The organism is Sulfitobacter sp. (assembly GCF_036960155.1).
In the GTDB taxonomy this organism is placed as follows: domain Bacteria; phylum Pseudomonadota; class Alphaproteobacteria; order Rhodobacterales; family Rhodobacteraceae; genus Sulfitobacter.
This window is the reverse complement of sequence record NZ_JBALWB010000008.1, coordinates 79,792-94,096: the sequence shown is the minus strand read 5'-3', so window position 1 is coordinate 94,096 and position 14,305 is coordinate 79,792. Positions and strand designations below refer to the sequence as shown.

Sequence of the window (14,305 nt, the reverse complement as noted above, 5' to 3'; positions counted from 1 at the left end):
TTAGTCTCTAGTTACAGCAAAAGGCTGATGATATTTGGCCAGATCAAAAGAACTGAAAGGGCGAGTATCTGAATGCCGATAAAGGGCAGGAAGCCGCGGAAGATATCTGTGAGGCTGATGTGCGGTGGAGCAACAGATTTGAGATAGAACGCGGCTGGTCCAAAGGGTGGTGATAAGAAACTGACCTGCATGTTCATACAGAACACCACACCAAACCAAATCGAGACATGTTGTGGCTCTAACTGGCCGATAAACCCGATTTCCTCGATCGGCAGGCGCAGAACGATGGGCAGGAACACGGGGATGATCAGCAACACGATGCCAACCCAATCCATAAATGCGCCCATGAACAGTAGGATTACCATCATCATCAGGATGACGCCCATTGTTGGGAGTTCTTTGCCTACGATTAGATCGGCCACATACTGTGGACCGCCAGCGATGGTATAGGCGCCAGCAAGGGAGGCGGCACCAATTGTCACCCAGATGATGGAACCGGTTGAACGTAGCGTGCGCATCAGGCTTTCCCAGACCAATGCAAAGGACCCTTCACCGCGCAAGATCGCAATGACCAGAACGGCGAAAGCACCCATGCCAGCGGCCTCGGTAATGCCGGTGATGCCACCGTAAATGGACCCCATGACAACGCCGATCACAACCATCGGCGCGACAAGACCCTTGCCCATGTCCCAGCCGATCTTGGCGCGCTCGCGGCCAAAGACAAAGTAGATCAGCAAAAGAGCGACAATAATGATCCCGGCTAGCCACGGCATATGCGCGGCAGTGCCTAGGCGGGCGGCGTCACCTTCGCTGGCGGCGTTAGAGCCGGACAGCTCAAAGAACGCGGCGCGGATGAATAACACAGTGGAAAAGCCAGCGACGACGATGCTCATGAATGCGCCAAACAGTTTGCGTTTCTCTGTGCGGGGCGGATCATTTGGATCAGGTTCGGGCAGGGGGGCGTCTTCGGGGTGAAGCTGTGTGCGCACGATGATGTAGGTGATGATCATCGAGGCCAGCATAAATCCGGGAATAAAGGACGCCGTGAACAGCGCCTTGATCGAGGTTTCTGTGATTAGGCCATAGATGATCAAAACGATCGACGGTGGGATCATAGTGCCAAGGCTGCCTGACGCACAAATCACACCAATGGCGAGGTTTTGATTATATCCCAGCCGTAGCATTTGCGGCAGTGCGATCAAACCCAACAGCACAACTTCGCCGCCGATGATGCCCGACATTGCAGCCATAATGACGGCCATGATCGAGGTAACGATGGCGATGCCGCCACGCGTGCGCGACAGCCAAACGTTGAGGGAGGAATACATGTCCTTTGCAATGCCGGAACGTTCCAGCAGGGAGGCCATAAAAATAAACAGCGGCACCGATATGAGGACATAGTCCGTTAAGAGCCCGTATATCTTTTGCGCAAGGATATAGAGCGGTCCAGTGCCGGGCCTGCTGGTCAGGGTGCCTTCGCCAAAAGTGAAGGGGTTAAACAGCAGCGCGGGCTCAAACTTCATCACCAGTACCAAGACGGCAAGGGATGCAGAGGCGAGACCAAGCGGCATGCCAATTGCCAAAAGGGCAATCAGCGCCAGCATCAGCACCAGTGAAATTGTTCCGATATCCATTAGTCTTGCCCCACTGCGCGTTTCAGCGCGTCAATTTCTTCTTGGTCGGGTTCATCAGTGTGAACCTCGGGTATCTTGTTCCAATCTTGGAACAGGTTCAGCACGGCCTGCGCTGCCACCAACGTGATCACGATCAGCACCATCGGTTGCAGTGTTGCGGGGATTGGCGGGTTAAACGCCGAGCCGTACAGCTCCCATTTGTAGAGTTTGTTTACAAAAACCTGTTTGTAGCTGCCGTAGACAAGGAAGAACGCAAAAGTGACAATTAGCAGCGTTGTGATGCAGTCAAACACCTTCTGAAGCCAGCGCGGTGCGATATCATAGATCAGGAAGATGCGGATATGGCTGCGCTGCTGCATGGCGTAAAAACCCGACATCAGAAAGGTAAAACTAGCAAACCACAGCGTCATTTCATTGGCCCACTCGGTGGGCTTTTCGATGACGTAACGCAGAAACACTTCATACAGCATCACGCATGTCATGACCGCGATCATCATCATGGTGACACGGCCAATGAAAAGGGCGACCCGATCAATTGCGCTAACGCCTTCAAACTCCATGGCGGCAGCGCGGACTCCGCGTGTTCCAAAGAACAACGTAACGGGAAATAGGATAAGGGCAGTGATATCAATGATATCGATATGCCCACCAAAGACGCCGCCCAGATTCGGGGTAACATCAGCGCGCAGATAGATGGCCTCAACTTGCGCCCGCAGGGAGTCTGACGCGTAAGGAATCCAATCCAGCATAAAGGCGGGCAGATGCCAGATCAGCCATGAAGTAATGGCTACAAATGCGAGCGGTAACAGCCACTCGGTAATCTGTCCTGTGCTTTTCTGCATCTATTGGTTTCCTTGCTTCATGTGCTGATCGCGTAGTGTTTGATAAAGTCCATGTCCGGTACGACCCCGATGCCATTGCCTGTCGGGATAGTGACACGGCCTGCGTTTGCTTTGACTTGGCCTTGGATATCCAGCGGCTCTGCGAGCAGATCGTCGCGGAATTTATTGTCTGTGGTGTCAAATTCCAGCATCGGTTCCCACGGATGTAACCCACCGGGAAGTGGCGGCATTGCGGCCAGCAGTTGCAGATTTGTGGCGACGGCGATTGCACTGCCCCAAACGTGGTTAATCACTGGGGTGAAATGCGCGTGGCATAGGGCCAATACGCGCAGGTATTCCGACACGCCACCCAGCGCGCATACTTCGGGTTGGGCGATGTCGAGGCCACGGTTTTCCAGAATGTTGCGCCAGCCCCAGCGGTTAAATTCTGCCTCGCCGCCCGAGATGTTCACCCGCAAGCCAGCGCGGAGTTCACGGTAACCATCAAGGTCTTCTGGCGCGATGGGTTCTTCGAACCAATAGGCATCCAAATCGTCTAACGCGCGGCCCACATAGAAGGCATCAGAGGTGGTATAACAGTGGTTTGCATCGACCATGAATTTGAAATCATCACCCACTCCGCGACGCACAGCCTTGCATAGCTTTACATCTGGCTTGGGGCCAAAGCCGACTTTCATCTTTGTCGCGGCAAATCCCGCGTCTTTGATTGCGGCCGCTTCATCCTCAAACCGGGCGGCCAGATCATCAACAGGTTCATCTCGCAACATCATGCCGTAGCCGTAACAAGGAACATCCGTTCGATGCGCGCCGCCAATCAATTTGTGCAGGGGCAGGCCCGCCACCTTGCCCGCAATATCCCACAGCGCAATATCCACGCCTGAGAGGGACTGCATCGGCATGCCTTTTTGTCCGTGGTCTCGCAGAAGGTTATAGACCTTGTGCCAAATCACGTCGCGGTCCATTGGGTCCATGCCCAGAACCATCGGTTGGATCACTTTTTCTACAATACCTTTATTGGCAATCGCCACGTTCCCGGGACCAAAACACTCTCCCCAGCCCGTAACGCCCTCATCGGTTTGCACCTCAACCAGATGCGCCGAGCGTTGCGCGTAATACTGCTGCGAATACCCTAATACCTCGGGCATATCGTATTGCAGTACATGGCTTATGATACGGGTGATTTTCATGAAAATCCGGTGATTGGAGGGTAAAACGGCAAGGCCATTGTGAAACAGCCTTGCCGCGAAATTTTAGTCCATTGCGGGACGTTTACTTCATCGCGCCCAAGTTCTTGAGGAATGCGATGTGGCTCGCCAGCAGCTCTTTTGCTTCTGGTGTTGTTGCAAACTCGGTCCAGCCAGCTTGAACAGCGGCACGGTAAGCGGCCAGATCTTCAGGTGCCCATTCGTACAGGTTTACGCCTTGGGCTTTCAAATCTTTAGCTGTCTGCGCGTTCTGAACTTCGTTGACTGTCGCGTTATGCAGCGCGAGGCTGTCCATTGCGACTTCCATGATTTTACGGTGATGCGCAGGCATCCCGTCCCAAACATCCTTGCGGCATGCAAGGTGGTCAGCTGGCATCGAGTGGAAGCCCGGATAGTTTGTGTGCTTGGCGATGTCGTACAAACCTAGACCCACGTTGTTGGTCAGGTTTGCAGCGTCAGCACCGTCGATGATGCCTGTTTCAAGCGCGGTGAAGATTTCGTTGAAATCCATCACAATCGGAGACGCGCCCAGCTCGGCGAATACTTTTGTCGCAAGGCCAGGGGGGGAGCGGAATTTCCAGTCTTTGAAATCAGCCGCTGTGCGGATTGGTTTGGTTGAGGCAAGCGATTCAGGACCAGGAATCCACCAGCCGACAAATTCCATGTCATAGCCGTTGTACAATTTGTTGAGTGCTGCGCGCCCGTCGCCGTGCAACAACCATGCCATCTGCTGGTAAGGGTTGCCGTAGCCACCCATCAGGTCGCCCGCAAACTGGAATGCCGGGTTCTTACCTGTTTGATAAGCGCCCCCCGTCATGTCGCAATCAAGAATGCCAGTGGCCGCCGCGTCAAATGTCTCAACCGATTTTACAACAGATGAGGAATAGAACATCTCGACTGCAATTTCGCCGTTAGACATTGTTTGAATGTCATCGACGTATTTGGTGGCCATTTTACCTGAAAGTGTTTCAGGCGAAAAGTGTGTTTGAATACGTAGTTTTGTGGTTGCATGGCCATCTGCCATTGCAGCCCCTGCAACCATCGTGGCTGCTACGGCCACCGAAATCGCTGTTTTTACTAAATTCATGTTGTCCTCCCAGACATTGAGCGTGTGCTTTTCCGAAGGTCGTAGTGCCTCCGTTTGGATAACGCTGAGTTGAGGGTAGGCTTACGAATCGTAAGCGACAAGAAAAAAGTGATATTTATCATAATTTCGAGATTATTGTATATTATCGAAATAAATTCCTGTAAGTTCTATACAGTTGTAGCAATGTGAATGCGGTCATGCCTGAAGAAATAGACATTTATCAAACTATAAAGACTCAACTGACCTCAAATGGATTTGAGCACGGTGCAAAGCTGCGTGCCGAAGTGTTGCGAGATGAGTATAATTGTTCCGCCAGTACGGTGCGTGAAGTGCTGTTTCGGTTGTCGACTGTTGGTCTGGTCGATTTTCAGGAACAACGAGGGTTTAGAGTGCCAAAACGATGTGCAGCCAAACTGATCGAACTGACGCACATGCGGGTCCTGCTAGAAAGCGAAGGAACGGTTCTTTCGATGCGCAAGGGCGGTGTACTTTGGGAGGCGAGACTGACCGCAGCGCATCACCAGCTTAGCCATATAGAAAAACGCATTCACGCGCATGGAGATCCATCAGGCCTTATCGAAATTTGGTCTAATTCGGAAAACGATTTTCACCAGACTTTGATTTCAGATTGTGGGTCAGAGACGCTTAAGCAAATGCACAGACGTGTTTATGCGCAGTTTCGCCAGCAGTTGATGGTGGCAGACCGCCAGTTTGATTTCATCTCCGGGAACATCCAGCACCATGCCGCTATCCTAGACGCTGCCCTATCCGGAGACGAGGCTCTAACCCGTGCCAAAATACATGATCATCTCGCAAGGCACCTCAAAGGTGATACGTTGGCGTCAACTACAGGATAACCTTTCTGCAGACAGAAATTTATTAATCTGCGTGGCGTTGACCCTGTGTCTAAGTCTGACACCAATTCGCCAGAGCAAGCTCACCATCTTGTTCAAATGAAAGCGTACGGCTAGTGCCGTCTCGGGTGACCCAGCCTTCCTTCAACGCGCGGGTCAAAACGGCGGCCCCCACGGCTCCGCCCAGATGATGGCGCCGTTCAGACCAATCAATGCATGAGCGGCAAAGGGGGCGTTTGTTTTTTTCCAATGCGTCCAAATCTATGCCACGCGTCTTCAAAAACACTCGTCCGCTTTCGGTGAGCGTGATCGTTTCACGGTCCCATGCTAGCACACCGCTTTCCAGCCATGTCTCGAACAGGGTCACTGCCGTCTTTCCTGCAAGATGATCGTAACAAGACCGCGCCGTCCGCATGGCTTCGTTCTTTGGCCCCGGTTTTGTGCGCATATGACCCGCACGAGATGCCACGATCACCAACGCCTCTATCGCATGCGCAACATCTGCGTCCGTAATACAGAAATATTTGTGGCGGCCTTGCTTTGTTGGCGTGATCAAACCGCTTGCGGACAGTTTGGCCAGATGAACGCTTGCCGTTGCTGGTGTTACGCCTGCTTCATTGGCCAACTCTGTCGCCGTTAGATGCATACCAGACATCAGAGCCATCAGCATATTGGCGCGCGCAGGGTCGCCCATCATGGCGGCCGGCAGGGATATATCGGGGCCTTCTTTCATAGTTTGATCACAGACGAAGTATATCTCACGGTCAAGCTGTTAGTGTCGTGTGAACAGCTTCAGGAGATGACACATGACTGACTTTGCCCTCTACCTTCCCGGTATCCTGTTGGCCATTGCCAGTCCCGGCCCCAATATTCTAGCCGTGATCGGCACGTCGATGAGCGTCGGGCGAGGATCAGGGATCGCGCTGGCGCTTGGCATTGCAACAGGGTCGTTTACGTGGGCCGTCATGACAGTGATTGGGTTGTCGGCTCTGTTGTCTCAATATGCAGTTGCATTGATCGCCATCAAGATATTCGGTGGCCTGTACCTTTTGTGGCTGGCCTATAAATCCTTCAAATCCGCAGCCGCGAAGCATGATATCGAAGCCAAGGAATTGGCGGGTGGCACAAGATCGCCATTGGGGTACGCGAAACGCGGCTACATCATCCAGATGACCAACCCCAAGGCGGCCCTCGCATGGATCGCAATCATCTCGTTGGGGCTAACGGGTGGCGCGCCACATTGGGTTGGAATGGTGATCGTGCTGGGCACGTTCATGCTCTCAATCGTCATCCACGTGCTTTATGCCGTTGCTTTTTCCACACCAATTATGGTGCGGCTCTACGGCAAAGCGCGTCGTGGCATACAGAGTGTTCTGGGCGCCTTCTTCGCGGTTGCAGGCCTGCGTCTACTCATCAGCCGGAACTGATGGCGTTTTATCAATTCGATCCGAGAAGGAGCCGAAAATGCTGATGAACTACCTCTACGCTAACTTCCTTGAAGAAGAGACATTTGTAACAACCAACAATATAACAAAGGAGGCACTGTCGGCCCTGACCCGCGCTTGTGTCTTTCCAGCCGCGTCGTATGTGTACACGAGCAAAGGATCGTCGGTGTCTTTTGTCAGCAGCTTTTCTGATGATGCCACGTATCGTTTCTATTTGAAGGGGCACTCCGCGTGGCTCGAAAGCGTCGTACGACTCGAGCTCACGACTGAAGATCACGCGCGCCAATATTTCTTCAGCCGCTATGACGACGCGAAACGGACGTTTTATACGAGCGATCTTGGGCAGCAATTGTCAGAGTTCGCTCCTGACATCAAAACGCAATTTGACAGTGACCATGCAAACGCAACTTGGGATCATTTTCTGAATGGCGTGTACGGCGTCTGCACCCGCGATGGTCAGCCTGAGACAGTTTTCAAGAAGCAGGCCCTCGTTTTGTATATTGAACAAATGACCACCAAAGGGTCAGCGTCTTCGGCACAAGTGAAACTCCAACTCCTTGAACGAGCCGTAGCCGCGCTGGACGAGGTGGAATCCGATTTTGCCCCCCACGAAGTATCGCAAACCTCACGGCAACGTTGCATCATTGACGTAAGGGCCAACATTCTTGCCAAGAAACCCGCATGAAAATGCGTGATCATAGTGACGACCCCAACATCATCTGACGTTAGACTAACCAGACTGTTCTATTCCAAGTTCATGACACCGTGGACGATGGTAAAGACTTGGGACAGGGTTGGGATCAAAGGACGTGAAACACTGCAAAAGGTCTAACCTTTGAGATCGTCCTGTATGTATGTGTTAATGATTTCGTCGAATGTTTTCTCGGCTTTGAAGCCTAAGGCCAACGCGCGGGTTGGCATGAAGTTGCGCGGCCAGCCATCAACCATGCGCATGATAGTTTGGTCCGGTTTTACCTTGATACGGTTCACTGCATCTTGACCTGCGACCAGACGCAAGGCTTCGATCTGTTCAGCTACGGTACAGCTGATGCCGGGTAGGTTTAATGCGCGGCGACCTTCCAACAGGTCTGTATTCAATAGCGCTGCATGGGTTAGGAACCGCGCGGCGGAACGCGGGCTAGCATGCCAATGGCGCACGGTATCAGGCACTGGCAAGATTGCCTCCATCCCGTTTAATGGCTCACGGATGATGCCAGAAAAGAACGAGGAGGCGGCTGCATTTGCTTTACCAGGGCGTACACAAATTGTTGGTAAGCGCAGGGAGATCCCGTCAATAAATCCCTTGCGGCTGAAGTCAGAAACCAGCAATTCGCAGGCCGCTTTTTGCGCTCCATAACTTGTTTGCGGGGCGGACAAGAATTCATCCCCAATTTTATCAGGAAATGGCCCACCAAAGACCGCGATGGATGAGGCAAAGACAACGCGCGGGCGATAGCTGCCGCCGGATGCGTCATGCTCGTCGCGGAGTGCACCCAGCAGGTGCCACATCGCCATCATGTTGACGCTCCACCCTAGATCAAATTCGGCTTCGGCTTGTCCTGAAACGATGGCGGCCAAATGAAAGATCACATCAGGGCGTGTGTGCGCCAACTGTTGGGCTGTGCTGGGGTTGCTAATGTCACCTGTTATGGTTTTTGCGGACAGTTCGTTAGGGGGAAACGCACGATCAAACAGAGTTACCTGTGCGTTTGAAAAGATGTTTTGGTCAAGAATTCTCTGTGCCAATTTTTGGCCAATCATCCCGCCGCCGCCAAGAATGAGGATTTTTGTCATGATAGTTTGTTCCGTTTTTCAAGTTCAAGATAAAGACCCGAATGGTCCAGATCAGCGCCGCCCATATCGTTTACAAAAGTTGCAAATCTGTCTCGTACGGCTTGCGTAGAGGGGAGGGTGAGGCCAAGCATCTCTGCTTCGGCAAGTGTATTGTCTAAATCCTTGAGTTGAAATTTTGACAGCCCGCCGGGGGCAAAATCCCGTTCAGACATGCGTGCGCCGTGTTGTTGCAAGATAATGCTATCAGCAAATCCGCCTTTTAAGGCTTCGCGCAAGGCGGCAGGGTCGGCACCGCCTTTTTGGACCAGCAATGTGGCCTCGGCCACGGCGGCAATTGTAACCGCAACGATTGTTTGGTTTGCCAGCTTGCACAGTTGTCCTGCGCCTGACGGGCCAACGTGAACAGCGCGCCCCATCGCCGAAAATACGTCAGTGACTTGTTCGAATGTGGCTAGATCGCCGCCAGCCATGATGGCGAGGCTGGCCGCTTGCGCGCCTTTGGTGCCGCCCGAAACAGGTGCGTCAATGTGGGCCACGCCCAAAGTTGCTAGATACGCGGACTGTGTGCGTGCGTGTTCTGGTGTGGTGCTGGACATGTCGATCCAGATCATGTCAGCCTTTAGGGCCGCCACAACGGCTTCATTTGAAATCAGGTCTTGGGTTGCAAACCCATCGGAAAGCATGGTGATGACCACCTCTGCTCCCTCAATCGCTTGGGCCGCTGTCGGCGCAGTTTTTGCACCCTCTTCGACCAAAGGGGCGGCGCGTTCGGGGCTGCGGTTCCACACAGTTAGATCATGGCCCGCGGCCATTAGATTACGCGACATGGGCACGCCCATCAGGCCAGTGCCAATGAGAGTCATTTTTAGGGTTCGGGACATGAGGCGCTCCTGGGCTCAGGTAGACAACAAGGGGTTATGGTCAAATCGAAAACTCTATCATAGGCTAACGCATCGGTTCAAAAGCGCCAGCAGATGCGGTGAACCGAGTAGAAATTTTTGTCATCAGGACGTGAGAACGGGCCCTGTGAACATCGGTCGTATCGCAATGAATAGGGTGGAATTTACGTGACTGGAAATAGACTTAGTGGAAAGAGGGCCTTGGTTACGGCGGCTGGTCAGGGGATCGGTCGTGCCAGTGCGATTGCGATGGCGCACGAAGGCGCGCAGGTGTTTGCAACGGACGTTAACATGGATTCACTCTCCACGATTCGGGATGCGAATCTCGAAAATATTGAAATTTTCGAAATTAATGCGCTGGACGCTGACAGCATTAAGGAGGGCGTTGCGCGCGCCAATCCAGACATTCTGTTTAACTGTGCGGGCTTTGTGCATCATGGATCGATCCTTGATTCTGAGGACGACGAGTGGGACTTTGCGTTCGACCTAAATGTACGCTCGATGGTGCGCACCATGAAGGCGGCATTGCCCGGCATGTTAGAGCGGGGGCGCGGATCAATTGTGAACATGTCCTCTGCCGCAGGGAGCATCATCGGCGCGCCGAACCGTTTTATCTACGGGACCACCAAAGCTGCGGTTGTGGGCATGACCAAATCGGTGGCTGTGGATTATGTAGACAAAGGCATTCGCTGTAACTGTATTTGTCCCGGCACGGTTGAATCGCCCAGTTGGCATGACCGTGTCACTGCCTTGGGAGAGAAACTGGGCAGTTATGATGAGGCGATGACGCAATTTGTGTCCCGCCAGCCGATGGGCCGTGTGGCTACGGCAGAGGAAATCGCGGCTTTGGTGGTGTACCTTGCTTCTGATGAGAGCGGGTTCACCACAGGTCATGCGCATGTAATCGATGGAGGTTGGTCAGGCCAATGAAGAAAATCGGAATAGACGACCTGCGGTCGCGCAAATGGTTCATGAACCCCGACAATCTAGAAATGACGGCGCTATATATTGAGCGGTACCTGAACTACGGCCTGACGCGCGACGAGTTGCAATCAGGCAAGCCGATCATTGGTATTGCTCAAACTGGCAGTGACCTAAGCCCGTGCAATCGACACCATATTGAATTGACCAAACGTGTGCGTGACGGGATCATTGCAGCAGGCGGGACATGTATAGAAATTCCTGTGCATCCCATTCAAGAAACGGGCAAGCGGCCCACTGCTTCGCTAGACCGTAACCTTGCGTATTTGTCCTTGGTAGAGACGCTTTTTGGGTATCCATTGGACGGTGTTGTACTGAACATCGGCTGTGACAAGACAACACCAGCGCTGTTGATGGCAGCTGCAACCGTGAACATTCCAGCAATCGCGCTCAGCGTTGGACCGATGCTGAATGGGTGGTGGAAAGGTGAACGCGCAGGCTCGGGCACGGTGATCTGGAAAGCCCGCGAGCAATTGGCTGCGGGGGAAATCGATAACAACGAATTTATGGACATCGCAGCGGCTTCAGCGCCATCTGTTGGATATTGTAACACGATGGGTACGGCCACGACGATGAACTCCCTTGCCGAAGCGTTAGGGATGCAATTGCCGGGATCGGCCGCCATCCCTGCGCCGTACCGTGAGCGGGGCCAGATCAGTTATGAGACAGGCAAACGGATCGTTGAGATGGTCTGGGAGGATATGCGCCCGACTGACGTGATGACGCGCGAAGCGTTTGAAAATGCGATTGTGATCAATTCGGCGATTGGTGGTTCTACAAACGCGCCGATCCACCTGAATGCGATTGCGCGGCATTTGGGCGTTCCGTTGGACAATGACGATTGGCAAAAGCACGGGCTTGATGTGCCGTTGCTGGTAAACATGCAGCCAGCAGGTGAATATCTGGGCGAAGATTACCAACATGCAGGGGGTGTTCCCGCCGTTGTGGGTGAGCTGATCACTGGCGGCTTGTTGCCCCATCCTGATGCTTTGACCGTGAATGGGAAAAGCATGGGCACAAATTGTGGCGGGCTCAGCTCTAAAAATACCAACGTGATCAAACCCACCAGTGATCCGATGAAAGAACAGGCGGGGTTCCTGAACCTGTCTGGCAATATGTTTGAGAGCGCGATCATGAAGACTTCGGTCATCTCACCCGCGTTTAGGGAAATGTATCTGTCTAACCCTGATGATCCGGAAGCATTTGAGGGCCGCGCGATTGTGTTTGACGGGCCAGAGGATTTTCACCATCGCATTGATGACCCGTCTGAGAATATCGATCAAAACTGTGTATTGTTCATGCGCGGGGCTGGGCCAAAGGGATATCCCGGTGCGGCAGAGGTCGTGAACATGCGGCCACCGTCTTATTTGATTAAGCAAGGTGTTGAGGCCCTGCCATGCATCGGGGATGGGCGCCAGTCGGGTACTTCTGGTTCTCCTTCTATCCTCAATGCCTCGCCTGAGGCGGCGGATGGTGGCGGGCTGGCCTTGCTGCAAACAGGCGACACCGTGCGCATTGATCTAGCCAAAGGCACCGCCGACATGCTGGTACCGCTGGATGTGCTTGCTGACCGTGCACGCGAACTGGCCGCAAATGGGGGCTATGACATGCCCGCCAGCCAAACCCCGTGGCAGGAATTTTTCCGCGAAAAAGTTGGGCGTTTGGATCACGGAATGACCCTTGAGGGGGCAGATAAATACCAAGACATCGCCCGCAAATTCACGCCGCGCGACAATCATTGATCAAGACTGCTGCTCAAACTGAGCTGGCACTAATAGGGACTACAAAATGAAACTTCTCCGTTATGGCGCGATTGGCGCTGAAAAACCCGGCCTTTTGGATGACCAAGGGCTGCTACGCGATCTGTCGGGTCATGTGACTGACATCAGCGGCGAAACGCTGGGTGATGAAAGCCTTGCCAAATTGCGCGCGATTGATCCTACGACTTTGCCCATTGTTGACGGTGAACAGCGCATTGGCACCTGTGTGGGCGACATCGGTAAGTTCCTGTGCATTGGCTTGAACTATTCCGACCATGCCGCCGAAACAGGTGCCGCGATCCCTGAACACCCTATCCTGTTTTTCAAAGCAAATTCGGCCATTGTTGGGGCCTATGATGATGTTGTGATGCCGCGCGGATCTACCCACACAGATTGGGAGGTTGAGCTGGGTGTGGTGATTGGCAAAACGGCAAAATACGTCTCTAAAGCGGACGCATTGGACCATGTTGCAGGGTATTGCATCGTGAATGACGTGTCAGAGCGGCACTTCCAAACCAACCTGACAGGCCAATGGACCAAGGGTAAATCATGCGACACCTTCGGGCCAACAGGCCCGTGGCTGGTGACACGTGACGAGGTAGAAGATGTGCAAAACCTTGACATGGCGTTAGATGTGAACGGCAAGAGGATGCAGACGGGCAGTACTGCCACGATGATCTTTACTGTTGCCGAAATTATCGAACATCTGAGCGGCTTGATGACACTACACCCCGGTGACGTGATCACCACTGGCACTCCTCCAGGTGTGGCGATGGGGATGAAGCCAGAACCAGTGTACCTCAAAAAAGGTGATACGATGGAACTGACCATTCAAGGGCTGGGCCAGCAGCGCCAGACAGTAGATGAAGATGCCTGAACTATTACAAATTGGGGGCATAACCGACACGATGCGCGAACGGTTAGAGGCGGAATTTACCATTCGCCAGACAAACCGTTATGACGCAAAAGCAATAACGCATGTTGTGACCAACGGTCATGACGGGGTGAAACCGGAACTGATGGCGTCGCTGACAAACCTACAAGTGATCAGCGGCTACGGCGTGGGCTATGATGCGGTTGATGCAGATGAGGCCGCGCGTCGTGGCATCATCGTGACCCACACGCCCAATGTCCTGAACCAAGAAGTCGCGACCACAGCATTGCTATTGATGTTGTCATGTTACCGCGAAGTTCTGCGTGACGATGCCTATGTGCGTTCCGGCGATTGGGAGGCCAAAGGTGGCGCGCCGCTGACCCGTTCAGCAGATGGGCAGACCGTGGGCATCCTTGGGTTGGGCCGCATCGGTCAAGCAATCGCGGACAAGCTGGCACCTTGGAACAGCAAGATCGTCTATCATTCGCGCAACAAGAAGGATGTCGAGTACACCTATTACGACAACCTAACTGAGATGGCGTATGATTGTGATGTGCTGATCTGCATCACACCCGGCGGTCCTTCTACGGACAAGATTGTAAATGCCGAAGTGATCGAAGCATTGGGGCCACAAGGCACGTTGATCAATGTCAGCCGTGGTTCTGTTGTGGATGAGGCTGCGCTGATTGATGCGCTCAAAACAGGTAAACTTGGCTGGGCAGGTTTGGATGTGTTTGAGGGGGAACCGCATGTCCCCCAAGCACTGCGTGATTTGCCCAATACTGTTTTGTTGCCTCACGTTGGCAGCGCCACGGTTGAAACCCGCGCGGCCATGGGGGCGCTGACGGTTGATAACCTGTTGCAGCACTTACGGGATGGTACGGTGATTTCCGCTGTGCCTGAATGCGCGCATCTTTGATCCAGAGGCGA

At 53.4% G+C, this 14,305-nt stretch carries 14 protein-coding genes; 7 read left to right on the top strand and 7 right to left on the bottom strand.

The window, feature by feature from the left end:
- Positions 1 to 11: 11 nt before the first annotated feature.
- The 4 genes from V7775_RS16750 to V7775_RS16735 all read right to left on the bottom strand — a co-directional run bounded on the left by V7775_RS16750 (position 12) and on the right by V7775_RS16735 (position 4,768).
- Positions 12 to 1,634 (bottom strand): TRAP transporter large permease, encoded by a 1,623-nt coding sequence (locus tag V7775_RS16750; RefSeq protein WP_335753056.1) that lies wholly within the window; start codon positions 1,632 to 1,634, stop codon positions 12 to 14.
- Positions 1,634 to 2,476, bottom strand: a complete 843-nt coding sequence (locus tag V7775_RS16745) for a TRAP transporter small permease subunit (protein WP_335753055.1) — start codon at positions 2,474 to 2,476, stop codon at positions 1,634 to 1,636. Before V7775_RS16745 ends, V7775_RS16750 begins: the two co-directional genes overlap by 1 nt.
- A 17-nt stretch (positions 2,477 to 2,493) precedes the next feature.
- The gene (locus V7775_RS16740; protein ID WP_335753054.1) at positions 2,494 to 3,663 is read right to left on the bottom strand and encodes a mandelate racemase/muconate lactonizing enzyme family protein; all 1,170 of its coding nucleotides are present in this window, start codon (positions 3,661 to 3,663) and stop codon (positions 2,494 to 2,496) included.
- A gap of 82 nt (positions 3,664 to 3,745) precedes the next feature.
- Entirely contained in the window at positions 3,746 to 4,768 is a 1,023-nt protein-coding gene (locus V7775_RS16735; RefSeq protein WP_335753053.1) for a TRAP transporter substrate-binding protein, read from the bottom strand.
- A gap of 197 nt (positions 4,769 to 4,965) precedes the next feature.
- On the opposite strand from V7775_RS16735, the gene V7775_RS16730 reads away from it, so the two are divergent.
- Positions 4,966 to 5,625 (top strand): GntR family transcriptional regulator, encoded by a 660-nt coding sequence (locus V7775_RS16730; protein ID WP_335753052.1) that lies wholly within the window; start codon positions 4,966 to 4,968, stop codon positions 5,623 to 5,625.
- A gap of 49 nt (positions 5,626 to 5,674) precedes the next feature.
- Here the strand turns inward: V7775_RS16730 and V7775_RS16725 are convergent, their stop codons facing one another.
- Positions 5,675 to 6,355 carry an ArsR/SmtB family transcription factor gene (locus V7775_RS16725; RefSeq protein ID WP_335753051.1) on the bottom strand — a complete coding sequence of 227 codons (681 nt, stop codon included), beginning with the start codon at positions 6,353 to 6,355 and terminating at the stop codon, positions 5,675 to 5,677.
- A 73-nt stretch (positions 6,356 to 6,428) separates the two neighbouring features.
- On the opposite strand from V7775_RS16725, the gene V7775_RS16720 reads away from it, so the two are divergent.
- Complete coding sequence (locus V7775_RS16720) at positions 6,429 to 7,049, top strand: LysE family translocator (protein ID WP_335753050.1); 621 nt, start codon at positions 6,429 to 6,431, stop codon at positions 7,047 to 7,049.
- Positions 7,050 to 7,086: 37 nt separating this feature from the next.
- The gene (locus V7775_RS16715; RefSeq protein WP_335753049.1) at positions 7,087 to 7,752 is read left to right on the top strand and encodes a DUF6058 family natural product biosynthesis protein; all 666 of its coding nucleotides are present in this window, start codon (positions 7,087 to 7,089) and stop codon (positions 7,750 to 7,752) included.
- A gap of 143 nt (positions 7,753 to 7,895) precedes the next feature.
- On the opposite strand, the gene denD is transcribed toward V7775_RS16715, so the two are convergent.
- Together denD and V7775_RS16705 are read right to left on the bottom strand one after the other, a co-directional pair.
- Positions 7,896 to 8,861, bottom strand: coding sequence for a D-erythronate dehydrogenase (gene denD, locus V7775_RS16710; RefSeq protein WP_335753048.1), 966 nt, complete (start codon positions 8,859 to 8,861; stop codon positions 7,896 to 7,898).
- Complete coding sequence (locus V7775_RS16705; RefSeq protein WP_335753047.1) at positions 8,858 to 9,742, bottom strand: NAD(P)-dependent oxidoreductase; 885 nt, start codon at positions 9,740 to 9,742, stop codon at positions 8,858 to 8,860. Before V7775_RS16705 ends, denD begins: the two co-directional genes overlap by 4 nt.
- 186 nt (positions 9,743 to 9,928) lie before the next feature.
- Here V7775_RS16705 and V7775_RS16700 point away from each other — a divergent pair, with 186 nt between their 5' ends.
- Genes V7775_RS16700 through V7775_RS16685 form a run of 4 tightly spaced genes read left to right on the top strand, consistent with a single transcriptional unit; the run spans position 9,929 to position 14,294 of the window.
- Positions 9,929 to 10,690, top strand: coding sequence for an SDR family oxidoreductase (locus V7775_RS16700; RefSeq protein ID WP_335753046.1), 762 nt, complete (start codon positions 9,929 to 9,931; stop codon positions 10,688 to 10,690).
- Positions 10,687 to 12,483 (top strand): IlvD/Edd family dehydratase, encoded by a 1,797-nt coding sequence (locus V7775_RS16695; protein WP_335753045.1) that lies wholly within the window; start codon positions 10,687 to 10,689, stop codon positions 12,481 to 12,483. Before V7775_RS16700 ends, V7775_RS16695 begins: the two co-directional genes overlap by 4 nt.
- Before the next feature lie 46 nt (positions 12,484 to 12,529).
- Positions 12,530 to 13,378 (top strand): fumarylacetoacetate hydrolase family protein, encoded by an 849-nt coding sequence (locus V7775_RS16690; RefSeq protein ID WP_335753044.1) that lies wholly within the window; start codon positions 12,530 to 12,532, stop codon positions 13,376 to 13,378.
- On the top strand, positions 13,371 to 14,294 hold the full coding sequence (locus V7775_RS16685; protein WP_335753043.1) for a 2-hydroxyacid dehydrogenase: 924 nt from the start codon (positions 13,371 to 13,373) through the stop codon (positions 14,292 to 14,294). The genes V7775_RS16690 and V7775_RS16685 overlap by 8 nt, the downstream gene beginning before the upstream one ends.
- The last annotated feature ends 11 nt before the right edge of the window (positions 14,295 to 14,305 follow it).

Coding starts and splice junctions, on each gene's coding strand:
- V7775_RS16695 (WP_335753045.1), top strand. CDS start 10,687: ATGAAGAAAATCGGAATAGACGACCTGCGGTCGCGCAAATGGTTCATG.
- V7775_RS16740 (WP_335753054.1), bottom strand. CDS start 3,663: ATGAAAATCACCCGTATCATAAGCCATGTACTGCAATACGATATGCCC.
- V7775_RS16705 (WP_335753047.1), bottom strand. CDS start 9,742: ATGTCCCGAACCCTAAAAATGACTCTCATTGGCACTGGCCTGATGGGC.
- V7775_RS16690 (WP_335753044.1), top strand. CDS start 12,530: ATGAAACTTCTCCGTTATGGCGCGATTGGCGCTGAAAAACCCGGCCTT.
- V7775_RS16720 (WP_335753050.1), top strand. CDS start 6,429: ATGACTGACTTTGCCCTCTACCTTCCCGGTATCCTGTTGGCCATTGCC.
- V7775_RS16750 (WP_335753056.1), bottom strand. CDS start 1,634: ATGGATATCGGAACAATTTCACTGGTGCTGATGCTGGCGCTGATTGCC.
- V7775_RS16725 (WP_335753051.1), bottom strand. CDS start 6,355: ATGAAAGAAGGCCCCGATATATCCCTGCCGGCCGCCATGATGGGCGAC.
- V7775_RS16745 (WP_335753055.1), bottom strand. CDS start 2,476: ATGCAGAAAAGCACAGGACAGATTACCGAGTGGCTGTTACCGCTCGCA.
- denD (WP_335753048.1), bottom strand. CDS start 8,861: ATGACAAAAATCCTCATTCTTGGCGGCGGCGGGATGATTGGCCAAAAA.
- V7775_RS16715 (WP_335753049.1), top strand. CDS start 7,087: ATGCTGATGAACTACCTCTACGCTAACTTCCTTGAAGAAGAGACATTT.
- V7775_RS16735 (WP_335753053.1), bottom strand. CDS start 4,768: ATGAATTTAGTAAAAACAGCGATTTCGGTGGCCGTAGCAGCCACGATG.
- V7775_RS16730 (WP_335753052.1), top strand. CDS start 4,966: ATGCCTGAAGAAATAGACATTTATCAAACTATAAAGACTCAACTGACC.
- V7775_RS16685 (WP_335753043.1), top strand. CDS start 13,371: ATGCCTGAACTATTACAAATTGGGGGCATAACCGACACGATGCGCGAA.